Source organism: Kitasatospora sp. HUAS MG31 (assembly GCF_040571325.1).
Lineage (GTDB): Bacteria > Actinomycetota > Actinomycetes > Streptomycetales > Streptomycetaceae > Kitasatospora > Kitasatospora camelliae.
The window spans coordinates 4,751,825-4,774,678 of record NZ_CP159872.1; the positions used below are offsets into that span (position 1 = coordinate 4,751,825).

Below are 22,854 nucleotides of genomic sequence, written 5' to 3' on the forward strand. Positions count from 1 at the left end.
GACGACCGCACGTTCACCCGCATCACGACACAGCAGAGGTGCCACCTTGGTATTCCAGATGCCGGATCGCTCCGGAGGGCCCGCCTTCCGTGCGAGAGTCGGCCCGCCGTCCCGCCGCACCAGGGTGCTCCTGCTCACCGCGGGCGTGCTCGCCCTGCTCTTCCTGCTGTTCGTGATGTTCTCCGGGCTCTGGACCGACTGGCTGTGGTTCAAGTCGGTCAGCTACTCCTCGGTGTTCACCGCGCAGCTGTGGACCAAGGCCGGGCTGTTCGCCGTGTTCGGGCTGCTGATGGCCGTCGTCGTGGGCGCCAACATCTGGCTGGCCCACCGGCTGCGCCCGCCGCTGGCCGCGATGTCGGTCGAGCAGCAGAGCCTGGACCGCTACCGGATGGGCGTGGCGCCCTACAAGAAGCGCCTGCTGGTCGGCGTCTCGCTGCTGATCGGCCTGGTCGCCGGCGCCACCGCCACCAGCCAGTGGCGGACCTGGATGCTGTGGACCAACGGCACCGCGTTCGGCGTCAAGGACAGCCAGTTCCACCTGGACGTCTCCTTCTACGCCTTCCGCCTGCCGTTCTACGAGTTCCTGCTGGGCTTCGCCTTCAGCGCGGTGATCGTCTCGCTGCTGGCCTCGGGCCTGGTGCACTACCTGTACGGCGGCCTGCGCCTGCAGGGCCCGGGCCGCCGGGCGAGCCGCGGCGCGCAGGGCCACCTGGCCGTGCTGCTCGGCGTCTTCGTGCTGCTCAAGGCCGGGGCGTACTGGCTCGACCGGTACGCGCTGGCGGTGAAGACCGGCACCTACAAGGGTGTCGAGGGCTGGACGGGCCTGCGCTACGTGGACGCCAACGCCTTCCTGCCGGCCAAGACCATCCTGTTCTTCGTGGCGATCATCTGCGCCCTGCTGTTCTTCCTGACGCCGATCCGGCGCACCTGGGCCCCCGCACTGATCGGCTTCGGCCTGATGGTGCTCTCGGCGGTGCTGATCGGCGGGCTGTACCCGGCGATCGTGCAGCAGTTCCAGGTCAAGCCGAACGAGCAGGCCAAGGAGACGCCGTACATCCAGAAGAACATCGACGCCACCCGGCAGGCGTACGGCATCGCGGACAGCCAGACCCAGCAGTACGACCCCAAGAACTCCACCAGCCCCGACGCGCTCAAGTCGGACGCGCAGACCATCGCGGACATCCGGCTGCTGGACCCGAACGTGGCCGCCCCGACCTTCCAGCAGAACGAGGCGCTGCGGAAGTACTACGCCTTCCCGAAGACCCTGGACGTGGACCGCTACGGCCAGCAGGACACCGTGCTGGGCGTCCGCGAGCTGGACCTCACCGGCCTCCAGCAGCGGAACTGGATCAACGACCACTTCAAGTACACCCACGGCTACGGCGCCGTCGCCGCCAAGGGCAACCAGGTCGACGCCAACGGCAACCCGGTCTACACCGAGTCCGCGCTGCCGACCCAGGGCACCTTCGGCCCGTACGAGCAGCGGGTCTACTACGGCGAGAAGACCTCCTCGTACTCCATCGTCGGCGGCACCGACATGGAGGAGATCGACTACTCCACCGACAGCGGGGACCAGAAGTACCGCTACACCGGGGACAGCGGTGTGCTGCTGAACAACCCGGTGACCCGGGCCGCGTACGCGGTGAAGTTCGCCGAGCCGCAGATCCTCTACTCGGGGGCGATCAAGGACGGCGCCCGGGTGATCTACGACCGCACCCCCAAGGAGCGGGTCGAGAAGGTCGCGCCCTGGCTGTCCATCGACGCCGACCCGTACCCGGTGGTGCAGGACGGCCGGCTGGTGTGGGTGCTGGACGGCTACACCACCTCCGACGGCTACCCGTTCTCCTCGGAGACCACCCTGGGCGAGGTCACCAAGGACTCGCTGACCGACCAGCGCGGCCGCACCCTGACCGCGGACAACAAGGTCAACTACATCCGCAACTCGGTGAAGGCGACCGTGGACGCCTACACCGGCGAGGTGACGCTCTACCAGTGGGACGACGCCGACCCGGTGCTGAAGACCTGGATGAAGGCCTTCCCCGGCACGGTCAAGGCGCGGGCGGACATCCCTTCGGGCCTGCTGCCGCACCTGCGCTACCCGCAGGACCTCTTCAAGGTGCAGCGCGACCTGCTCGGCCAGTACCACATGACCGACGCCAGCTCCTTCTTCAACGGCACGGACATCTGGCAGGTGCCGCTCGACCCCACCACCAACACCGGTGACGTCCAGCCGCCGTACTACCTGACGGTCCGGATGCCCGACGCGCCCTCGGACAGCTTCTCGCTGACCACCAGCTTCGTGCCCTCCGGCCGCGACAACCTGGCCGCCTTCATGGCGGTCAGCGCGGACCCGGGCCCGGACTACGGCAAGATCCGGATCCTCAAGGTGCCCAGCGGCTCCGGTGCGCTCGGCCCGAAGCTGACCCAGGCCAAGTTCAACTCGGACCCGACGGTGGCCAACCAGCTCACCCTGCTGAAGACCGGTACCGACTCCGACATCGAGTACGGCAACCTGCTGACCCTCCCGGTCGGCGGCGGCCTGCTCAACGTCGAGCCGGTCTACCTGATCGGACGGAGCGCCAAGGTCCCGGTGCTCAAGAAGGTCCTGGCGGTCTACGGCAACGAGAACGTGGCGCTGGAGGACACCCTGGAGAAGGCGCTGACCAAGGTCCTCGGCGGCGCGGCGACCGGCGCGCCCACCACCCCGACGGCGCCCACCACGCCCGGCACCACCGCTCCCACGGCGCCCACCACGCCGGGCACCACCGGGAATCCGGAGCTGCAGAAGGCGATCCAGGACGCCCAGAAGGCCTTCACCGACGGCCAGACCGCCCTCAAGAACGGCGACTGGACGGCGTACGGCCAGGCCCAGAAGGCGCTCCAGGACGCCCTGAGCGCCGCCGACGCGGCCCAGCGGAAGGCGGCGGCCCAGTCCGCGTCGCCGACGCCGGCGCCGACCCCCTCGGCGAGCGCGAGCCCCTGAGCTGCGGTTAACCGATTTCGGCTCCACCCCGCACCCGTGTTACTGTTGTTTCACCGACGCGGGGTGGAGCAGCTCGGTAGCTCGCTGGGCTCATAACCCAGAGGTCGCAGGTTCAAATCCTGTCCCCGCTACTCAGTAGCACGAAGGCCCGGAGGACACGTCCTCCGGGCCTTCGGTCGTCTACACCGGGGTGTTGATCGACTCCGGTACGATGCTTGGCCGGGGTTTGTGGGGCTCAAGTGTCGGGAAATCGACAAAGCGCTGAAGCAGTCTCGCCGGGCTTCGGCCCCGCTCCGCCAAAATCGGCCGGGGCAGGTGTACGCGGGTTGCGGGTGATGCGACGATGGAGCACATGGGGGACGCGGCACGGCAGTTGACTCCGAGGAGCAGCCGCCGTCGCCTCCGGCACGCCCCCGGGGGATGCCGCAGCACTCTGGGGGAGCGGGAGCCGGCATGAAGTTGATCGGCAGGAACGGGGCCGGGGGGTCGCCGTCCGGTCGGGCTCACACCGACGTCGACACCGACGCCTGGGCGCAGAGCACCGACGACACCCAGGCGCCCCTGCCTGCCCAGCGCACCCAGTCCGGGCGCACCCAGTCGGGGCGCGCCTACGGGTACGAGAGCCTGGTGCACGTCCCGGCCAAGCAGCTCTCCGACGCCATCGGACCGTACAGCGCCGCACCCGAGCCGGCGGTGGAGCCCGAGCCCGAGGGGGCCGGCGACACCCTGCCGGACGGTGCGTTCGAGCCCGGCAGCTTCGAGACCGCGCTGGCCGCCCGCGAGCAGGCCGCCCTGGAGGCCCGGCACCGCCAGGCCGCCGACGCCGGCGACCCCAACGCGGCCAGCCAGCTGGGCGCGATGCTGCTGCGCCGCGGCGACCTGGAGGACTCCGAGCCGTACCTGCGCAGTGCCGCGGCCGCCGGGCTGCGGGCCGCCGCCAACAACCTCGGCGTGCTGCTGCACCAGCAGGGCCACCGGGCCGAGGCCGCCCAGTGGTGGCGGCAGGCCGCCGTCGCCGGCTCCGCGCCGGCCGCCCACGCGCTCGGCCTGCAGCTGCGGGACCAGGGCGAGGAGGAGGCCGCCGAGTACTGGCTGCACTTCGCCGCCGAGCACGGCCACCCCCTCGGGGCTTACGCCCTGGGCGACCTGATGGAGCATCGGCGGGACGTCCGGGCCGAGCGCTGGTTCAAGGCCGCCGCGGACGCCGGACACCGCGAGGCCGCCTACCGGCTCGCCCGGATGCGGGAGGCCGCCGGGGACAAGGACACCGCCGAGACCTGGTACCGCACCGCCGCCGCCCGCAGCCACGCCCGTGCGGCGCTGCGGCTCGGCGTCCTGCTGGAGGAGCGCGGCGACCTCGACGAGGCCGCCCGCTGGTACCGGCAGTCCGCCCAGAACGGCGAGCCGCGGGCCGCCTGCGCGCTCGGCTTCCTGCTGAAGGACGCCGGCGAGCAGACCGCCGCCGCCGAATGGTGGCAGGAGGCCGCCGAGGCCGGTGACGGCACCGCCGCCAACGCCCTCGGGGCGCTGTACGCGGGCCGCGGGGAGCCGGTGGAGGCGGAGCGCTGGTACCGGGTCGCCCTGGACGCCGGCGACCACAACGGCGCCTTCAACCTCGGGCTGCTGTGCGCCGGCGCCGGCCGGGACACCCAGGCCGAGCAGTGGTACCGCCGCGCCGCCTACGCCGGGCACCGGGAGGCCTGCAACGCGCTGGCCGTGGTGCTGCTGCAGCGCGGCGACGAGACCGGGGCCGAGCCCTGGTTCTCCAAGGCCGCCGAGGCCGGCAGCGTGGACGGCGCCTTCAACCTCGGTGTGCTGCACGCCGGCCGCGGCGAGCACCAGCAGGCCCAGGAGTGGTACGCCCGCGCCGCGGCCGAGGGCCACGGCGAGGCGGCCCTCCAGCTCGCCGTCACCCAGGAGCAGCGGGGCAACCTCGCGGGCGCGCTGGAACGCTACCGGCAGTCCGCCGACGGCGGCTCGGCGGAGGGCGCGTTCCGGCTCGCCTCAATGCTGGACCGGCGCGGGGACGCCGACGAGGAGGCCGAGCACTGGTACGCCGTCGCCGCCGACGCCGGGCACCGGCGGGCGCAGGTGCGGATGGGGGTGCGGGCCGCGGAGCGCGGCGCGCTGGAGATCGCCGAGAGCTGGTACCGGCGCGCGGCGGAGGGCGGCAGCCGGAGCGCCGCGTTCAACCTCGGGCTGCTGCTGGCCCGTCAGGACGACGAGGCCGAGGCGGTGGTCTGGTATACCCGGGCGGCGGACGCCGGGCACGGGCGGGCGGCGCTGCGGCTGGCGCTGCTCGCGCTGCGGCGGGGGGAGCCCGTCCAGGCGGAGAACTGGTGCCGGCGGGCGACCGAGTACGGGCCGGCGGAGGTCGCGGAGCGGGCGGGACGGCTGCTGGGCGCGCTGCACGCGGAGCTGTCGGCGTAGGACTCCGAGCCCGGGCGGCCCTGACGGACGGCCCGGTCGCGCGGGTCTCCGGGTGGGTCAGGCGCAGTCGGGGCAGAGGCCGCGGTAGGTGATCTCGGCGCCGGAGATGGTGAAGCCGAAGCGTTCGGCGGCCGGGAGGGCGGCGATCGGGTCGCCGTCGGGGTGGACGTCGCGGATCGCGCCGCAGCCCGAACAGACCAGGTGCTGGTGCGAGTGCCGCGCGTTGGGGTCGTACCGCTTGGCCCGGCCGTCGGTGGCGACCTCCAGGACCTCGCCGAGGGCGACCATCTCGCCGAGCGTGTTGTAGACGGTCGCCCGGCTGATCTCGGGCAGCCGCGCCACCGCGCGGGCGTGCACCTCGTCCGCCGTCAGGTGGACGTGCTCACCGTCGAGGACCTCGGCCACCACACGCCGCTGCGAGGTCAGCCGCCAGCCGCGGTCGCGAAGTCGTTCCAGCAGGTCACTCATGGGAGACAGAGTACGACATTCCGAAGTTCGCCTTGGTATTGACTTAGACAGAGTCCAAGTTAGGATCAGTTCACCGACGAGACCGGACCATGCGGAGGAACCCCCATGACCACCCAGGACGAGCTGCGGCCGACCCTCACCACGGAGTCCGGCGCTCCGGTGGCCGACAACCAGAACACCGAGACGGCCGGGATCGGCGGCCCCGCCCTGATCCAGGACCAGCTGCTGTTCGAGAAGCTCGCCCGCTTCAACCGCGAGCGCATCCCGGAGCGGGTGGTGCACGCCCGTGGCGCCGGCGCGTACGGCACCTTCACGGTGACCGCCGACGTCACGGCCTACACCAGGGCGGCGTTCCTCTCCGAGGTCGGCAAGCAGACGGAGACGTTCCTGCGCTTCTCGACCGTGGCCGGCAACCTCGGCGCGGCGGACGCGGTCCGCGACCCGCGCGGCTTCGCGCTGAAGTTCTACACCGAGGAGGGCAACTACGACCTCGTCGGCAACAACACCCCGGTGTTCTTCATCAAGGACGCCGTCAAGTTCCCCGACTTCATCCACACCCAGAAGCGCGACCCGTACACCGGCTCGCAGGAGGCGGACAACGTCTGGGACTTCTGGGGCCTGTCGCCCGAGTCCACCCACCAGGTGACCTGGCTGTTCGGCGACCGCGGCATCCCGGCGAGCTACCGGCACATGAACGGCTACGGCAGCCACACCTACCAGTGGCAGAACGAGGCCGGCGAGCACTTCTGGGTCAAGTACCACTTCAAGACCGACCAGGGCATCCGCAACCTCGCCCAGGGCGAGGCCAACCGGCTCGCCGGCGAGGACCCGGACAGCCACCAGCGGGACCTGCGCGAGGCGATCGAGCGCGGCGAGTTCCCGACCTGGACGGTGCAGGTGCAGATCATGCCCGCCGCCGACGCCGCGGCCTACCGCTTCAACCCGTTCGACCTGACCAAGGTCTGGCCGCACGCCGACTACCCGCCGATCGAGATCGGCACCCTGGAGCTCAACCGCAACCCCGACAACGTCTTCGCCGAGGTCGAGCAGTCGGTCTTCTCCCCGGCGCACTTCGTGCCCGGCATCGGCCCGTCCCCGGACAAGATGCTCCAGGGCCGCCTGTTCGCGTACGCGGACGCCCACCGCTACCGGGTCGGCATCAACGCCGACCACCTGCCGGTGAACCGCCCGCACGCCACCGAGGCGCGCACCAACGGCCGGGACGGCCACCTCTACGACGGCCGCCACGGCCGGCAGAAGAACTACGAGCCGAACTCCTTCGGCGGCCCGGTCCAGACCGGCCGCCCGCTCTGGTCGGCCGTGCCCGTGAACGGGCTCACCGGCAACCACGCGGCGCCCGTGCACGCCGAGGACGACGACTTCGTGCAGGCGGGCACCCTCTACCGGCTCTTCTCCGAGGAGGAGAAGCAGCGCCTGATCGCCAACCTCGCCGGGTTCATCGCCAAGGTCTCCGCCGACCGCGAGGACATCGTCGAGCGGGCGGTGGAGAACTTCCGCCGGGCCGACGCCGACTACGGCCGTCGCCTGGAGGAGGCGGTGCGGGAGCTGCGCAAGCAGCGGTAGGCACCCCGAGAGCGGCGGGCCCCGGGATGCGTGGTGCTCCCCGGGGCCCGCGACCACTATTCCTCGCTCGTCTCCGGGCGCTTCTGATCCGGCGCCGACACTCTCCCCCAGCCTGGCGGCCGGGAGGTGCCCCCACGCTCCCGCACTCGCTGCGCTCGCTCGTCGCTTTCGGCACCGGCGCGCCCTTTGGCTCGCGAGGGGTTGCTCGTCTCCGGGCGCTTGTGATTCATTGCTCCGGCGCGCGAGGAGCCCCCCGACGGCGGGCCGCCGTTCAGAGCCGGAGCAGTCCGTCCCGGATCCGCTCCAGCAGCGCGATCGACGGATCGCCGGCCAGCTGGTCGTGGATCCGCACGTGCCGCTCCGCCGCGAGGTCGGCCACCAGCACCCGAGCCACCCCGAGCGGCACCGGCAGCAGCGCCGCCAGCTCGGCGACCGAGCGCGGGTACTGGCACAGCTCCACGATCCGGTGCCGCTCGAAGCCCAGCGGGGCGGCGAGCGCAGCCGGGGCCGCGGACACCAGCGTCTCGATCCGCAGCTCCTCCCGCACCGGCCGGGTCCGTCCCGCGGTCACCACGAAGGGGCGGACCACCTCCCCGGTCTCGTAACCGTCCTCGCCCCCGCCCCGGTTCACGACGGCACCCGCTCCGCTGCCGCCCGCTCGGCCAGCAGGACGGCAGGCAGCAGCACGCTCGCGGTCACCCCGGTCAGCGGGGACGGGGTCAGCCGCACCACCGCCCCCAGCCGCTCCGCCAGCCGCCCCACCACGTAGTGGCCGAGCAGGCCGTCGCGGCCGACCAGGAAGCTCTCCCGGCCGCTCAGCCGGGCGTTCGCCAGGGCCAGTTCCGCCTCGGCCATGCCCCGCCCCTGGTCCAGGACCGCGATCAGGTACCCGTCGCCGGTGATCCGGGCGAACACCTCGACGTCGGTGTCCGGCGGCGACGCGGCGAGCGCGTTGTCGATCAGCTCGGCCAGCAGGTGCGCCACCTCGGCCACCGCTCCGCCGTCCAGCAGCGCCTCGTCCACCTGCCGCAGCACCACCCGTCGGTAGTCCTCCACCTCGCCCAGGGCCGAGCGGACCACGTCGCCCATCGCCACCGGTCGTGCCCAGCGCCGTGGGCTCTCCTCGCCGACCAGCACCAGCAGGCTCTCCGCGTTCCGGCGCATCCGGGTGGCCAGGTGGTCCAGCTCGAACAGGTCGGCCAGCACCCCCGGATCGTGCTCGCCGCGCTCCAGCATGGACAGGAAGCCCAGCTGCCGGGTGACCAGTGCCTGGTTGCGACGGCCCAGGTTGGCCAGCGACTCGGCGGTGTTCCGCCGCAGCGCGGACTGCTCCACGGCCAGCCGCAGCGCCGTACCGGTCACCCGGTCCAGCGCCGCACCCAGCTCGGCCAGCTCCGCGGTGCCCCCGGCGGCCGCGGAGACCGGTGGATCGGTGGCGACGCCCTCCTGGGCTCGGGCCACCGCCGCGGGCAGCACCCGGTCGGCCAGATCGACGGCCTCGCCGACCAGCGCGGCCACCGGCCGGGTGATCGAGCGGGTCGCCGCCAGCCCCAGCGCCACCGCACCGGCCACCGCCGCCAGCGCGAGCGAGAGGTCCAGCAGCAGCCCGGCCAGGGCCTCCGAGCGCAGTTCCCCGGCGCGCGCCCGGGCTTCGTCGGCCGCCTCGGACTGCACCCGGTGCAGATCGTCGACCAGGGTCGACGCCGCCTGCCACCAGTCCGCGGCCCGGACCGGCAGGCGGTCGGCCGCGAATCCGGTCAGCGCCTGCTGCTCCATGCCCGCCACCGTGACGGCGGACGGGCTGCGCAGCACCGCGTCCAGCGCACTGGTCCGGGCCGGCGTCGCGGTGCGCGGAGCCTGCGCGAGCGCCGCGTTCTTCACCGCCGTGATCCGGACGAAGCCCGGGTAGTCACCGCCCTTGAACGAACCCGCCGCCAGCACCCCGTTGAGCGTTCCGCGCTCCAGCGCCGCCGCCTCGGTGGCGTCGCACAGGGACCGCAGGGTGGCCAGCGCGTCCTGCAGCCGCCGGTCCCCGGACCCGTCCTGGTCGGCGAACGCGGCCGAGGTCAGCGCGGTGACCGCACCGGTGAAGAACTCCAGGGCCTCGGCCCGGGTCGCGGCCTGGGTGTCGGCCCGGCCGCGCAGCGCCGCCAGGGGAGCGAGCGACCCCAGCGAACGGCGGACCGCCTCGGCGCCCGGCGGCTCGGCGGCGAGCATCCGGTCCAGCGCCCCCCGGGCCTGGTCCGCAGCCGCCCGCTCGGGGCCGAGCCGCGCCCGGAAGGCCTCCTCGCCACCGAGCAGGCCGGCCGTCAGACCGCGCTCGCGCTGGAGCCGGTGCACCAGTTCCTCGGTGGCCGCCACCAGGGCCACCCGGGCGTCGGTTCGGTCGGCCGCGGAGTACCGGCCGGCCTGCGCGGCGGTGCCGAGGCCGGCCAGCAGGACCAGCGCGCCCGTGGGCGGTGCCAGCAGCAAGGCCAGCCGGTGGCGGATGGAGCGGGGCGTACGCACAGGGGGATCCCCCTCGGCAGACGGCCCGGCGGGGTGGGACGCACGGGTGACGGAGGGCGCGGCACGAGACCCGCCCTGGACCGCCACCGAGCCTAGGCGCCCCTCATTGCCCAGGAGTTGCGTCCGCCTCAGCGCCGCCGGGACGGCGGTGCGGAGCATCCGGAAACCGGACGGACCACCGGGCGAAACACGCCCGTCGGCTCGCGCCGCCTCAGACGCTGAGGCGGCGCAGGGCCTCCTTGTGCAGCAGCCCGTTGGTGGCCACCGCGTCGGCGCCGGTCGGGCCGTCGATGCCGTCCAGCCCGGTGAACCGGCCGCCCGCCTCCTGCACCACGATGCAGGGCGCGGCCATGTCCCACAGGCTCAGCTCCGGCTCGGCCGCGATGTCCACCGCACCCTCGGCGACCATCATGTACGACCAGAAGTCGCCGTACGCGCGGGTCCGCCAGCAGGCCCGGGTCAGGTCCAGGAACGGGTCGAGGCGCCCGCGCTCCTCCCAGCCGGTCAGCGAGGAGTAGGAGAAGGAGGCGTCCTCGATCCGGCCGACCTTGGAGACCTGGATCCGGCTCGCCTTGGCCAGGCTGCGGCCCGCGTACGCGCCCAGGTCCTTGGCCGCCCACCAGCGCCGGTTCAGCGCCGGGGCGGAGACGATGCCGACCACCGGCTGGAGATCGCCGTCCGGCTGCTCCTCCAGCAGGGCGATCAGGGTCGCCCACACCGGCACGCCGCGGACGTAGTTCTTGGTGCCGTCGATCGGGTCGATCACCCAGCGGCGGGGGCCCGAGCCCTGCAGCCCGTACTCCTCGCCCATCACCGCGTCGCGCGGGCGGGCCCGCTGCAGCACGCTGCGCACCAGCTCCTCGGCGGCCTTGTCGGCGTCGCTCACCGGCGTCAGGTCCGGCTTGGTCTCGACCTTGAGGTCCAGCGCCTTGAAGCGCTCCATGGTGACCGAATCGGCCGAGTCGGCGAGGACATGGGCCAGTCGGAGATCGTCGTGGTAATCGGCCATGCTCGAACACTAGCGGACTCAATGCCCGCTTCCGCTGAGCTGGAGCCCGACGACACCGGCGATGACCAGACTGATCGAGACCAGCTTGAGCGTGCCGGACGGCTCGTCCAGGAAGACGATGCCGTAGACCGCGGTGCCGGCCGCGCCGATGCCCGTCCAGACCGCGTAGGCGCTGCCCACCGGCAGGTACTTCAGGGAGAGGGTGAGCAGGCCGAAGCTGCCGAGGGCGAAGGCGCAGAAGCTGACGGTCGGCCAGAGCTTGGTGAAGCCGTGGCTCAGCTTGAGGTTGACCGCGAAGCCGGTCTCCAGCAGTCCGGCGAGGATCACCATGGCCCATGCCATCGCGCTGACTCCCTGTCCCCGGGGAAGCGAACCCATCCTTCTATGATCACCGGCCGCGGACACTCCGACACCTCCGGCGGGTCCGTGGGTCCGTGGGTCCCGGGCGGCGCGGTCCGCCGCCCGGGTGGGACGGGACCGGGGTCAGTCGCCCTCGTTGGCCTCGCGGGTGGAGAGCAGCCGCCGCAGCGAGTAGAGCCGGGCCGGCTCGGCGTGCCCGTCCTCGACCCAGGCGTCCAGGGCGCAGTCCTTCTCGTCGTGGCTGCAGGCGCGCGGGCACTCCTCGGTGCCCGGCTCCAGGTCCGGGAAGGCGTGGATGACCCGGGAGGGGTCGATGTGGGACAACCCGAAGGACCGGAAGCCCGGGGTGTCGATCACCCAGCCCGGGTCGAGCGCCTTCCGCGAGCCCGGCTTGGCCCCCGGCGGCGGGGGCAGCCGCAGCGCCAGCGCCGAGACGGTGGTGTGCCGGCCGCGGCCGGTGACCGCGTTGACCCGGCCGGTGGACCGCTGCCGCTCCGGCACCAGCGCGTTGACCAGGGTGGTCTTGCCGACCCCCGAGTGCCCGATGAACACCGTCGAATGCCCGCGCAGGTGCTCCCGGACGGCCTCCGCACCGGCCGTCTCCAGCTCGTCCTGCCGGGTGACGACGTAGCGGATGCCCAGCGGCGCGTACGCCTCCAGCAGCGACTCCGGGGAGGCCAGGTCCGACTTGGTCAGCACCAGCAGCGGCTCCATGCCGGCGTCGTACGCGGCGACCAGGCAGCGGTCGATCAGCCGCGGCCGCGGCTCCGGGTCGGCCAGCGCGGTGACGATCGCCAGCTGCTCGGCGTTGGCGACGACGATCCGCTCGTACGGGTCGTCGTCGTCCGCGGTGCGCCGCAGCACCGAGCTGCGCTCCTCGACCCGGACGATCCGGGCCAGGGTGTCCGGCTCGCCGGACAGGTCGCCGACCACGTTGACCACGTCGCCGACCACCACGCCCTTGCGGCCCAGCTCGCGGGCCTTCATGGCGACGACCTCGCGCTCCTGCTTGGTCCCGGCGTCGACCAGGCAGGTCAGCCGGCCCCGGTCCACGGTGAGGATCATCGCCTCGGCGGCGTCCTCGTGCTTGGGCCGGATCCGGGTCCGGGGGCGGGAGCCCCGGCGTCCCGGGCGGTTGCGGATGTCGTCCTCGTCGGCGTCCTTGGCGTAGCGGCGCATGCTCCTCCTCCCCGTCAGCCCTGGCCGAGGAGGTCGGCCCACATCTGCGGGAAGTCGGGCAGGGTCTTGGCCGTGGTGGCCACGTTCTCCACCTCGACACCCTCGACCGCCAGGCCGATCACGGCCGCCGCGGTGGCCAGCCGGTGGTCCTCGTAGGTGTGGAAGACACCGCCGTGCAGCGGACGCGGCCGGATCCGCAGGCCGTCCTCGGTCTCCGAGACGTCGCCGCCCAGGTCGTTGATCTCCTTGGCCAGTGCCGCCAGCCGGTCGGTCTCGTGCAGGCGCAGGTGGGCGATGCCGTACAGGTGGGACTCGGAGTCCGCCAGCGCGGCCACCGCGGCGATCACCGGGGTGAGCTCGCCGACGTCGTGCAGGTCCGCCTCGATGCCGTGGATCCGGCCGGTGCCGGTGAACTCCAGGCCGTCGTCGGTGAACCGGCAGGAGCCGCCCATCGCGGTGTAGATCTCGCGCAGCTGGTCGCCCGGCTGGTAGGTGTGCCGCGGCCAGTCCCGGACGGTCACCCGGCCGCCGGTGATCAGCGCGGCGGCGAAGAACGGCGCGGCGTTGGAGAGGTCGGGCTCGACCACCAGGTCGCGGCCGAGCAGGGCACCCGGGGTGACCCGCCAGATGTCCTTCTCGCCGCCGTCCTCGGGGGCGTCGACCTGGGCGCCGGCCTTGCGGACCATGTCCACGGTCATCCGGATGTGCGGCAGCGAGGGCACCGTGCCGCCCACGTTCCGGATCTCCACGCCGTTGTTGTAGCGGGCGCCGGAGAGCAGCAGGGCGGAGATGAACTGGGAGGACGAGGACGCGTCCACCTCGACCGGGCCGCCGTCCACCGCGCCGGTGCCGTGGACGGTCAGCGGGAAGCCGCCGCGGCCGCCGTCGTCGATCCGGGCGCCGAGCGCGCGCAGGGCGTTGATCACGCCGTGCTGGGGGCGCTCGTAGCTGCGCGGGTCGCCGTCGAAGTCGACCCGGCCGTCCGCGAGGGCCGCGACCGGAGGCAGGAAGCGCATCACCGTACCGGCGTTGCCCACGTCCACCCGCGCCGGGCCGTGCAGCTTGCCCGCCGGGATGACCCGCCACGCCTCGCCGCCGCCGGTGCCGCCGCTGGCCGCGTTGACCGTCTCCTCGATGGTGACGCCGAGCGCCCGCAGGCCGTCCGCCATCAGCTGCGAGTCACGGCTGCGCAGCGGACGGCGCACCCAGCCCGGCCCGTCGGCCAGGGCGGCCAGCACCAGCGCGCGGTTGGTCGCGGACTTCGAGCCGGGGATGGTCACGGTCGCGTCCACGGCGGCGGTGGCGACGGGGGCGGGCCACAGGGGTTCGGTCATGCCGCCAAGTCTAGGGGCCCGGCCGGGACCGGCCCTGTTCCCATTCGAATGGCGAACGTGGGTGCTGCGAGGGGATTCGGGAGAGGCGGTGATCGGGCCCGTCGGGCGGACGGGTGCGGAGCGTCAGCGCCAGTGCAGCAGCCAGTTGCCGCCGGCGAGCAGGCTGGCCAGGGCGATGGTGAGGAAGAGCGCCACCCAGAGCACCGCGCTCACCCCGGTCAGCCGGGCCAGCTGGTCGGCGTCCGAGTCCGGCGCGCCGCCGTGCCGCCGCTTGCGCTGCAGCTCCACCACCGGGCGGACGCCCGCCAGCAGCAGGAACCACACCCCGAGGTAGGCGAACGCCGCCTGCAGCTCCGTCCCGCCGTACCAGGAGATCGCCAGGAACGCGCCGCCGGTGACCAGCACCGAGAGCACCCCGAAGGCGTTCCTGATCATGATCAGCATGCCGGCCAGCAGCGCGATCGCGATCCACAGCAGGGCCGTGATCCGGCCCGACGCCAGCAGCGCCGCGCCGCCCAGGCCCAGCAGCGAGGGCGCGGTGTAGCCCGCCGCCGCGGTCAGCACCATGCCCGGGCCGGTCGGCGGGCCGGAGGAGACGGTCAGGCCCGAGGTGTCCGAGTGCAGCCGGATGCCCGAGAGCCGGCGCCGGGTCAGCAGCGCGACCAGGCCGTGGCCGCCCTCGTGGGCGATGGTCACCACGTTGCGGCTGAGCCGCCAGACCGGGCGCGGCAGCACGGCCAGCAGGGCCAGCCCGGCCGCGGCCAGGACCAGCCAGCGGGGCGGGTCGGGCTGGGCGTCCGCCACGCGGTGCCAGACCTGAGCGATGTCCATCCGTCGCGCTCGCCTTCGTGTGTCGGGGGGGTGGGTGCCGGGGGTCGGATTGTCGGGTCGGATTGTCGGGTCGGGGGTGGTGCAGCCTCCCATGCGGGGACGGCCGAGGGGTAGCGGCCGGTTCTGCGGGGCGGGGGAGGGAAGGGGTTCCGCGTGCGGGCGTCCTCGTGTCGAGACGTTGTCGAGACGGCCGTCGGCGGGCGGCGCGGGCGTGGCAGAGTGGCCCGCATGTGCGGTCGATTCGCCTCCAGCACCAGGCCCGAGGACCTGGTCGACCTCTTCGGCGTCCGGCAGTGGGACCCGGCGGAGACCCTCGCCCCCAGCTGGAACGTCGCGCCCACCAACGCGGCCTTCGCCGTCCTCGAACGCCTCCCCAAGGGCGGCCGGGAACCGGTCCGGCAGCTGCGGGTGCTGCGGTGGGGGCTGGTACCCGCCTGGTCGAACTCGCCGGAGACGGCGGTCAAGATGATCAACGCGCGGGCCGACACCGTGCACGAGAAGCCCGCCTACCGGCAGGCGTTCGCCGCGCGGCGCTGCCTGCTGCCGGTGGACGGCTACTACGAGTGGCAGACGGCGAAGGTGCCCGCGCCGGCCGGACCGGAGGACGGCTGGGGCCGGCCGCCGCGGCAGCCGTACTTCGTCAGCCGGGTGGACGGGGCGCCGCTCGCCCTGGCCGGGCTGTTCGAGTTCTGGCGCAACCGGCAGGTACCCGGCGACCACCCCGACGCCTGGCTGGTCACCTGCACCGTGGTCACCACGGAGGCCGAGCCGCTGCTCGCGCCGATCCACGAGCGGATGCCGCTGTTCGTCGATCCCGACGGGTACGACGCCTGGCTGGACCCGAGGCGGGATGACCCCGAGGAGCTGCGGTCGCTCCTGCGGCCGCCGCCGCCCGGACGGCTCCGGGTCCACCCGGTGGGGGCGGCGGTGGGCAACATCCGGAACAACCGGGCGGAGCTCGTCCGGGAACTCACCGAGGACGACCGGACGACGCTGTTCTGACGGAACGGAAAACGCTCACCCGTACGCAATCGGCCCATTCAAGAGGGGCGCGCGGGGAACTGCGCGCAACGGAAGGCGCCAACCCGCACCCGCCGACGGCGAGCAACGCCGGCCCGATCACGCGCCCCGGCCACCCACCCTTGCGCTCCCGCCACGCGCAGTTCTCCCCTTGCCTTCGGCCGGGAGGTGCCGCTCCGCGCCGCTGCGCGGCGTGCCCAGGTGCGGGCGGTCCCCGGGGTTGGCCAGGGGCGGTCCTAGGGTGGGGGGATGGTGAGGATCGTCCCCACGGTGGTGGGGGATGCGCGGGTCACGGAGTTCGGGGTGGCGGGGGCGGAGGCCGTGCTGGTGCTGGGGCACGGGGCCGGGGGCGGGGTGGAGGCGGCGGACCTGCGGGCGCTGGCCGAGGCGCTGCCGGAGCGGGGGATCGGGGTGGTGCTGGCGGAGCAGCCGTGGCGGGTGGCGGGGCGGAGGGTGGCGCCGGCGCCGAAGACGCTGGACGAGGGCTGGCGGCCGGTGATGGCGGAGCTGACCGGGTCGGGGGTGCCGGTGTTCGCGGGCGGCCGCAGCGCCGGGGCGCGGGTGGCGTGCCGGACCGCGACGGAGACGGGGGCGGCCGGGGTGCTGGCGCTGGCGTTCCCGCTGCACCCGCCGGGCAAGCCGGAGCGGAGCCGGGCCGAGGAACTGCTCGGCAGCGGGGTTCCGACGCTGGTGGTGCAGGGCGGCGCGGACACCTTCGGGACGCCCGGGGAGTTCCCGGAGCTGCCGGCCGGCCATCGCCTGGTGGAGGTCCCGTACGGCGGCCACGGGTTCAAGGTGCCGAAGCGGGCGCCGGTGACGGAGGAGGAGACCCTGGCGCTGATCACCGGCGCGGTCGGGGACTGGATCCTGGAGCGGCTGCGGGACCCGCGGGGGTGAGTGGCGGAGGTCACCCGGTGCGGATCGGGGATGACCGAGCGGAACGGGAATGCGGGGCGGTCCGTGGTGGTTGACCCCACCGTCAGCAGATCCCGGTACGGTGGAAAGGCAGCGCACATGGGTTCGATCGCGTGCCCCGAGCGGCCGGAGGAGCGAGCGTCGCAGACTCCGGCACTCGTACCCGACTGGTCGGAGTGGCTGGTCGCGGGCGAGAAGCCGGTGAGCCCGATATCCTCCCTTTCGGGTCGGCCCGCGGTGGGCCGTGCTCGCGAAGCCGAGGAGGTGGGTCCGGTCGTCGGGACCGAGGACGAGGCCGTGCCGGGCGAGGGCGGCTCTGACCAGAGCCCGGTCGCGGGCGAGGCGCTCACCGGTGACGAGCTGGCCGAGGCGATCGGTGAGGACACCTTCCGGGTGTCCGCGGACGAGAGCGAGGGGGCCCGGCGCGACCGCTTCGAGCGTGACGCCCTGGTCTTCCTGGATCCGATGTACTCCGCCGCCCTGCGCATGACGCGCAACCCGGCCGACGCGGAGGACCTGCTCCAGGAGGCGTTCGCCAAGGCGTACGCGTCCTTCCACCAGTTCCGCGAGGGGACGAACCTCAAGGCCTGGCTGTACCGCATCCTCACCAACACCTTCATCAACTCGTACCGCAAGAAGCAGCGCGAGCCCCAGCGGACGGCGGCCGAGGAGATCGAGGACTGGCAGCTGGCCCGGGCCGAGTCGCACATGTCGACCGGTCTGCGCTCGGCCGAGGCCCAGGCGCTCGACCACCTGCCGGACAGCGACGTGAAGGACGCCCTGCAGGCCATCCCCGAGGAGTTCCGGATCGCGGTCTACCTCGCGGACGTCGAGGGTTTTGCGTACAAGGAGATCGCGGACATCATGGGCACACCCATCGGTACGGTGATGTCGCGACTGCACCGTGGCCGCCGACAGTTGCGCGGCATGCTGGAGGACTACGCCCGTGAGCGCGGGCTCGTTCCGGCGGGCAGCGGTGCAGGGCAGGAAGCGAAGGGCGCGGGCTCATGAGCTGCGGCGATCCGCACGACACCGAGTGTGGCGAGGTGCTCGACCACCTCTACGAATTCCTCGACAACGAGATGGCCGAGGGCGACTGCGCCAAGCTTCGGGTGCACTTCGAGGAGTGCTCCCCCTGCCTGGAGAAGTACGGCCTCGAACAGGCGATCAAGGCGTTGATCAAGCGCTCCTGCGGGTGTGACGACACCCCGGCGGACCTGCGGACCAAGGTGCTCGCCCGGATCGACTCGATCAGGGCCGGCCAGCGCACCGGTGAGCCGGTGACCGCCGAGGTCTCGGTCGAGGGCTCGGCCGGCCACGGCGCGGCGACGGCGGCGGCCACCACCGAGTAGCGTTCCGCCCCCCGCTCCGCCGAGGAGCGCGGCGCACAACGGCGACTTGTCGGGCCCCGGGGCGTACGCCCCGGGGCCCCGGTGCGTCCCGGCACCCCGTCCATGCCTCCAGGTCACTCGATCGGGTGAGCTGTCGCTGCTCCGACTGCGGCAATCGGGCATCGTGCGCCCCAGCCCCCGGGCTGGGTCCTATCCTCCTGACGAGCCCACGATCAGCTGGGCGGAGCGCGGGGCGGGGAGGCCGATATCGCTAGCGAACGCGGTGCCGCCGCCCTGCCCGCAGCGGCGGTGGGATACGTCGCCGTGGTGCTGATCGCCGCGGCCTGCTGCCTGGTCCCGCTCCCGGTGCCCGCCCGGGCCGGACGGCTCGGCGGGGAGGTGGACTGGCCGCGCGCGGCGCTGCTCGCCCTGCTCCACCTCTGCCTGGAATCCCTCGCCCAGGGACTCCCCACCCCCTGCACCCGGCTCTGGCGACGCCTGCTGCGCCGTCCGGCTTCCGCCGTCGAGCCGCCCGCCCCCGGGGGCGGCGGCTTCTTCCCGGTGCTGTTCGCCGGGGTGCTGATGCTGCCCCCGTCCGCGGCCGCCCTGGTCGCGGTGCCCGCCGCCCTGGTCGGGCAGACGGCCGCGCCGCGCGCCCTGCGCAAGGCGTGGAACGCGGCCCAGCTCGCCCTCGCCGCCTTCGCCGCGGCCGCCGCCTTCCGCCTGCTCGGCGGCCCGGAGGAACTGCTCGGCGCCCGCTTCCCCACCGCGGCCCTCGGCACGCTCGCCGCCGTCCTGGTGTTCTGCCTGGTCAACGGCGTGCTGGTGGACGGGATGCGGCTGCTCGCCCGGAACCCCGCCGACCGCCCCCCGGCCGACGGCCGGCTGCGCGGCCTCGGCGGCGCTACCCTGCCCGCCCTGCTGCACGGCGCCGGCGGCCTGATGGTCGCGGTGCTCTGGCAGGGCCCGTACGGCGCCTTCGCGGCGGTGCTCGTCCTGCTGCCGCTGACCATCTCGGCCTGGGTCGCCGCCCAGGGCCACCGCGAGCACACCGCCCACCGGGCCACCGTCCAGGCCCTGGTGCAGGCGGTGGAGATCAAGGACGCCTACACCCGCGGTCACAGCGAACGGGTCGGCCGCGCCTCGGTGCTGATCGCCCGCCAGCTGGGCATGGCCGAGGACCGCACCCGCACCCTGCACTTCGCCGGCACCCTGCACGACGTCGGCAAGCTCGCCGTGGCCACCGAGCTGCTGCGCCGCAACGGCCCGCTCACCGAGGCCGAGCGGCGGGCCGTCGAGGTGCACCCGGTCTTCGGCCACGAACTGACCCGCGACCTGGCCTTCCTCGGTGAGGCCCGGGACGGCATCCTGCACCACCACGAGCGCCTCGACGGCCGCGGCTACCCCGCCGGCCTGGCCGGGGACCGGATCCCCGAGTTCGCCCGGATCATCTCGGTGGCCGACGCCTTCGACTCGATGACCTCCACCCGCTCCTACCGGCGCGGACGCCCGGTCGAGGAGGCCGTCGCCGAGCTGGAGCGCTGCGCCGGCACCCAGTTCGACCCGGTGATGGTGGGGGCGCTGGTCGCCGCCGTCGCCGAGCACGGCTGGCAGCCCGAGCCGCCGCCGCCCGGCGGCTGGGACGGCGAGGTGCCCGACATCCCCCTCGGGGTCCCCGAGCCCTCCCGCCGGGTGCCCACCACCCGCGGCCGGGGCGTCTCCACCGGCGGCTCCCCGTGACCGGCCGGCCGCGCGGCACCCTCCCGGTGCTCGCGATGCGGGCGGCCGCCGCCGCCCTGTTCGGGGCCGGGCTCCTCCACCTGCTGCTGGACGGCGCCGCCGAGCCGGTCGCCGCACTCGCCTTCGCCGGCCTGATCGCCCTCGGCGAGTGCGTCCGGATCAGCCTCCCCGGCGGCCGCGAACAGGCCCCGATCGGGACGGCCGCCGCCCTGGCGTACGCCCTGCTCGGACCGCTGCGCGGGCTGCCCACCTCGCACGGCGTCCTCCAGGTCGCCGCCGTCACCGGCCTGGGCACCCTGCTCGGCGGCCTGATCAACGAGGTGTGCCGGCGGGTCCGCGGCCGGCGTGCCCCGCTCCGCGGCTGCCACCGGCCCCTGCCCGGCCGGCTCTGGGCGCCGCCCGGCCGCTCCGGCGAGCACGCGGCCCGGCGGATGCTCACCGTCACCTTCGCCGCCCTGCTCTTCCAGCCGCTCTACAACAGCGGCGCGATCGACCGGATCACCCCCGGCGGGCCCGCGTACGGCCTGTTCCTCACCGTGGTGGCGGCCCTCGCCTCGCTCGGCGACGCCCTGCTCGGCGCCCTGCCGCACCGCGCCTCCACCGGCCTGGCCTTCACCGCCGCCCTGGAGGACCAGCTCCGCTCGCTGCCCGGGATCGGCTCGGCGATCGTCGCCACCGGCCTGCTGCTCAGCCTGCTGGCCGGGGAGGTCGGCCTCTGGGCGCTCCCGCTGTTCTGCACCCCGCTGCTGCTCGCCCAGGCCTCCTTCCGCCGCGCGGCCGCGGTCCGGGCGACCACCGGGCAGACCATCGAGACCCTGGCCCGGGCCACCGAGGTCGCCGGGTACACCCCGCCCGGGCACGCCCGGCGGGTCGCCGACACCGCCCGCGCCCTCGGCCGCGAGCTGGGCCTGGGCAGCCGCGAGCTGGAGCTGCTGGAGCACGCCGCGCTGATGCACGACGTCGGCCAGCTCTCCCTGGTCCAGCCCGTCCCCGGCGGAGCCACCGCCCTGCTGCCGGACGGCGAGCAGCAGCGGATCGCCCGGCTCGGCAGCGAGGTGATCCGCCGAACCGGCGTGCCCCGCCAGGTCTGGCAGCAGGTCGCCAGGCTGGCCGACCCCTGCCGCGGCGCCGACGGCCGGCCGGACGGCTCGCTGCCGCTGTCCGCCCGGATCATCCGGGTCGCCAACGCCCACGACGACCTGCTGACCGCCGCCCGCGGCCGGGGGCTGCCCGACCCGGCCGGCCGCCTGGAGGCCCTGGAGGCGCTGCGCCTGGAACGCGGCCGCGCCTACGACCCGCGGGTGGTCGACGCGCTGGCCAGGATGGCCGCCCGCGGCCGCGAGCGGAACCGGGAAGGAGCGTGAGCCCGGACCGAATGGCGCCGCGGGAGGCGCGGCCCGCCGGTGGCGTGGTTGGATGCGGTCGTGGCGGGAACACCCGAGGCGGGGCGACCCGGTGACGACCAACGGCAGGGACGGAACGTGAGGATCTTCCATCGCGCACGGCACCGGCCGTCTGCGACCTGGCGGCAGACGACCGACCGGGCCTTCACGCTGATCGGCGACGGCCGGTACGAGGACGCCGGGGCGCTGCTGGTGATGGCGGCCGACCTCGAACCGTGGCTCTCCGACTCCTGGTTCAACCTCGCCCTGCTGCACAAGTTCCGCCGCGACTGGGAGCAGGCCCGCACCGCCGGGCTGCGCGCCGTCGCCCTCCTCGACCGCCAGCACGGCGCCCCGGACTGGTGGAACCTCGGCATCACCGCCACCGCGCTCCAGGACTGGCCGCTCGCCCGGCGCGCCTGGCAGGCGTACGGCCTGCGGCTGCCCGGGGGCGCCGCCGAGGGCCCGCTCGAACTGGACCTCGGCACCACCCCGGTCCGGCTCTCCCCGGACGGCGAGTCCGAGGTGGTCTGGGGCAGACGCCTGGACCCGGCCCGGATCGAGGTGCTCTCCATCCCGCTGCCCTCCTCCGGCCGCCGCTGGGGCGAGGTGGTGCTGCACGACGGCGCCCCGCACGGGGAGCGGGTGGCCGACGCGGTGGCCTACCCGGTGTTCGACGAGATCGAGCTGTGGGCGCCCTCGCCGGTCCCCACCTGGGTGGTGCTGCTGCAGGCCGCCACCGCCGCCGACCGGGACGCGCTGGAGCGCCTGGTGGCCGACGCCGGCTACGCCGCCGAGGACTGGACCTCCTCGGTGCGGCTGCTCTGCCGGGCCTGTTCGGAGAGCCGGATGGCCATCGACGACGGCCGGACCGTGCACCACGACCCGCACGACGACGGCGACGCCTTCCACCCCGGCCACCTCAGCCACCTCAGCCAGGGCAGCGCCGGCAGCGGCTGGCTGGCCGAGCGGGAGTGCGGGATCGCCGCCCCGGCCGGCCTGGTCCGCAGCCTGCTGGACCGCTGGGCGGCCGCCTCCCCGGCCACTCGTGCGTACCGGGACCTCGAAGAGGTCTGCTGATCCGCCCCGTACCCTGGATCGGTACATCTGGGTAGATCCACGGGAGCGGGAAGCAGCCATGGCCGACGAGCACGACCACGAGCACGCGCACGACCACGAGCAGGACGAGGCCACGGCGGCGCCGAAGGTGGTCGGCGAGGAGCCGGACCTCTCCAAGGGCACCGCGCGGCCGATCACCGTGGTGGGCAACCCGGTCCTGCACCGCGAGACCAGGACCGTGACCGCGTTCGACGCCGACCTCTCGGCGCTGATCGACGACATGTTCCAGTCGATGTACGCCGCCGAGGGAGTCGGCCTGGCGGCCAACCAGATCGGCGTGGACGCCAAGGTGTTCGTCTACGACTGCCCGGACGACGAGGGCGTCCGGCACATCGGGCACGTGGTCAACCCGGTGCTGGAGGACCTGCCCTCCGCCCGCCGGGTGCTGGACGACTCGCCCGAGGGCTGCCTCTCGGTGCCGACCGCGTACATGGAGCTGGCCCGGCCGGACTTCGCCGCGGTGACCGGCCAGGACAAGGACGGCAACCCGGTCCGCGTCGAGGGCTCCGGTTTCTTCGCCCGCTGCCTCCAGCACGAGACCGACCACCTGTACGGCTACCTGTACATCGACCGGCTCTCCAAGCGGGACCGCAAGGACGCGCTGCGGCAGATGGCGGAGGGGACCCCGCGGTACGCCACCGTTCCCAACGAGTGAGCCGTG

The 22,854-nt window shown here is 74.0% G+C and carries 19 protein-coding genes and 1 tRNA gene; 12 read left to right on the forward strand and 8 right to left on the reverse strand.

Annotated features, from left to right (window positions below; translation table 11 throughout):
* Positions 1-58: 58 nt before the first annotated feature.
* The 3 genes from ABWK59_RS21545 to ABWK59_RS21555 all read left to right on the forward strand — a co-directional run bounded on the left by ABWK59_RS21545 (position 59) and on the right by ABWK59_RS21555 (position 5,413).
* Entirely contained in the window at positions 59-2,983 is a 2,925-nt protein-coding gene (locus tag ABWK59_RS21545) for a UPF0182 family protein (RefSeq protein ID WP_354642247.1), read from the forward strand.
* Between the two features lie 57 nt (positions 2,984-3,040).
* Positions 3,041-3,114, forward strand: a tRNA-Met gene (locus ABWK59_RS21550).
* 322 nt (positions 3,115-3,436) lie between these two features.
* Complete coding sequence (locus ABWK59_RS21555; protein WP_354642248.1) at positions 3,437-5,413, forward strand: tetratricopeptide repeat protein; 1,977 nt, start codon at positions 3,437-3,439, stop codon at positions 5,411-5,413.
* A gap of 57 nt (positions 5,414-5,470) precedes the next feature.
* Here the strand turns inward: ABWK59_RS21555 and ABWK59_RS21560 are convergent, their stop codons facing one another.
* The gene (locus ABWK59_RS21560; protein ID WP_354642249.1) at positions 5,471-5,881 is read right to left on the reverse strand and encodes a Fur family transcriptional regulator; all 411 of its coding nucleotides are present in this window, start codon (positions 5,879-5,881) and stop codon (positions 5,471-5,473) included.
* A gap of 105 nt (positions 5,882-5,986) precedes the next feature.
* Here ABWK59_RS21560 and ABWK59_RS21565 point away from each other — a divergent pair, with 105 nt between their 5' ends.
* A complete protein-coding gene (locus ABWK59_RS21565; protein ID WP_354642250.1) occupies positions 5,987-7,465 on the forward strand; it encodes a catalase in 1,479 nt (492 codons plus the stop codon).
* A 271-nt stretch (positions 7,466-7,736) separates the two neighbouring features.
* Here the strand turns inward: ABWK59_RS21565 and ABWK59_RS21570 are convergent, their stop codons facing one another.
* From ABWK59_RS21570 to ABWK59_RS21600, 7 genes are all read right to left on the reverse strand, one after another.
* A complete protein-coding gene (locus tag ABWK59_RS21570) occupies positions 7,737-8,096 on the reverse strand; it encodes a DUF742 domain-containing protein (RefSeq protein WP_354642251.1) in 360 nt (119 codons plus the stop codon).
* Positions 8,093-9,973 (reverse strand): ATP-binding protein, encoded by a 1,881-nt coding sequence (locus ABWK59_RS21575; RefSeq protein ID WP_354642252.1) that lies wholly within the window; start codon positions 9,971-9,973, stop codon positions 8,093-8,095. Before ABWK59_RS21575 ends, ABWK59_RS21570 begins: the two co-directional genes overlap by 4 nt.
* Positions 9,974-10,184: 211 nt before the next feature.
* A complete protein-coding gene (gene hisN, locus ABWK59_RS21580; RefSeq protein WP_354642253.1) occupies positions 10,185-10,982 on the reverse strand; it encodes a histidinol-phosphatase in 798 nt (265 codons plus the stop codon).
* An 18-nt stretch (positions 10,983-11,000) separates the two neighbouring features.
* Positions 11,001-11,324, reverse strand: a complete 324-nt coding sequence (locus ABWK59_RS21585) for a DMT family transporter (RefSeq protein WP_354642254.1) — start codon at positions 11,322-11,324, stop codon at positions 11,001-11,003.
* A 141-nt stretch (positions 11,325-11,465) separates the two neighbouring features.
* Positions 11,466-12,521, reverse strand: coding sequence for a ribosome small subunit-dependent GTPase A (gene rsgA, locus ABWK59_RS21590; RefSeq protein ID WP_354642255.1), 1,056 nt, complete (start codon positions 12,519-12,521; stop codon positions 11,466-11,468).
* Positions 12,522-12,535: 14 nt separating this feature from the next.
* Positions 12,536-13,855 (reverse strand): 3-phosphoshikimate 1-carboxyvinyltransferase, encoded by a 1,320-nt coding sequence (gene aroA / locus ABWK59_RS21595; protein WP_354642256.1) that lies wholly within the window; start codon positions 13,853-13,855, stop codon positions 12,536-12,538.
* A gap of 123 nt (positions 13,856-13,978) precedes the next feature.
* Positions 13,979-14,686, reverse strand: coding sequence for a M50 family metallopeptidase (locus tag ABWK59_RS21600; protein ID WP_354642257.1), 708 nt, complete (start codon positions 14,684-14,686; stop codon positions 13,979-13,981).
* A 228-nt stretch (positions 14,687-14,914) separates the two neighbouring features.
* Here ABWK59_RS21600 and ABWK59_RS21605 point away from each other — a divergent pair, with 228 nt between their 5' ends.
* The 8 genes from ABWK59_RS21605 (at position 14,915) to def (ending at position 22,848) form a co-directional block, all read left to right on the forward strand.
* Positions 14,915-15,688: an SOS response-associated peptidase gene (locus ABWK59_RS21605; protein WP_354642258.1), complete on the forward strand. Its 774-nt coding sequence runs from the start codon at positions 14,915-14,917 to the stop codon at positions 15,686-15,688.
* Positions 15,689-15,955: 267 nt separating this feature from the next.
* Positions 15,956-16,603 carry an alpha/beta family hydrolase gene (locus tag ABWK59_RS21610; protein WP_354642259.1) on the forward strand — a complete coding sequence of 216 codons (648 nt, stop codon included), beginning with the start codon at positions 15,956-15,958 and terminating at the stop codon, positions 16,601-16,603.
* Positions 16,604-16,885: 282 nt separating this feature from the next.
* Entirely contained in the window at positions 16,886-17,632 is a 747-nt protein-coding gene (locus ABWK59_RS21615; RefSeq protein WP_420492824.1) for a sigma-70 family RNA polymerase sigma factor, read from the forward strand.
* Positions 17,629-17,973: a mycothiol system anti-sigma-R factor gene (gene rsrA, locus ABWK59_RS21620; RefSeq protein ID WP_354642260.1), complete on the forward strand. Its 345-nt coding sequence runs from the start codon at positions 17,629-17,631 to the stop codon at positions 17,971-17,973. Before ABWK59_RS21615 ends, rsrA begins: the two co-directional genes overlap by 4 nt.
* Positions 17,974-18,261: 288 nt before the next feature.
* The gene (locus ABWK59_RS21625) at positions 18,262-19,692 is read left to right on the forward strand and encodes an HD-GYP domain-containing protein (protein ID WP_354642261.1); all 1,431 of its coding nucleotides are present in this window, start codon (positions 18,262-18,264) and stop codon (positions 19,690-19,692) included.
* Positions 19,689-21,056 (forward strand): HD-GYP domain-containing protein, encoded by a 1,368-nt coding sequence (locus tag ABWK59_RS21630; protein ID WP_354642262.1) that lies wholly within the window; start codon positions 19,689-19,691, stop codon positions 21,054-21,056. Before ABWK59_RS21625 ends, ABWK59_RS21630 begins: the two co-directional genes overlap by 4 nt.
* A gap of 117 nt (positions 21,057-21,173) precedes the next feature.
* On the forward strand, positions 21,174-22,154 hold the full coding sequence (locus ABWK59_RS21635) for a tetratricopeptide repeat protein (RefSeq protein ID WP_354642263.1): 981 nt from the start codon (positions 21,174-21,176) through the stop codon (positions 22,152-22,154).
* 58 nt (positions 22,155-22,212) lie between these two features.
* Positions 22,213-22,848 (forward strand): peptide deformylase, encoded by a 636-nt coding sequence (gene def / locus ABWK59_RS21640; RefSeq protein ID WP_354642264.1) that lies wholly within the window; start codon positions 22,213-22,215, stop codon positions 22,846-22,848.
* Positions 22,849-22,854: the final 6 nt, after the last annotated feature.